The organism is Dehalococcoidia bacterium, from assembly GCA_021295915.1.
Classification (GTDB): domain Bacteria; phylum Chloroflexota; class Dehalococcoidia; order Lucifugimonadales; family UBA1123; genus VXRN01.
The window spans coordinates 26,173-26,489 of record JAGWBK010000025.1; the positions used below are offsets into that span (position 1 = coordinate 26,173).

A 317-nucleotide genomic window follows, 5' to 3' on the forward strand; every position below is an offset into this window, starting at 1 on the left:
ACTTCACGAAGGCCAGGTTGTTCTGATAGGCCTGCTGCGCCAGCGGTACGTACCCAACGTCAGCCGTGAGGTTGCGGCCGTGCACCATGTAGAACCTAACGAAGTCCCTGACTTCCGGTCTCTCGAGGCTCTCCCTGTTCACGTAGATGAACAGAGGCCTAGATAGTGGTGAGTAGCTTCCATCCGCGATCGTCTCAAGGGCCGGGGTGACGCAGCCGTTTCCGCTGTCCACTGCTATCAGCTTCAGCTTGTCGGCGTTGGCCGCGTAGTAGGCGAACCCGAAGTAGCCGAGTGCGTTCCTGTCGCCGCTGATGCCC

The 317-nt window shown here is 59.9% G+C and carries 1 protein-coding gene; it reads right to left on the reverse strand.

Translation table 11 applies throughout. From position 1 onward, the window contains the following. On the reverse strand, window positions 1-317 hold a 317-nt coding region (locus J4G14_09130), incomplete at both ends, for a hypothetical protein (GenBank protein ID MCE2457963.1).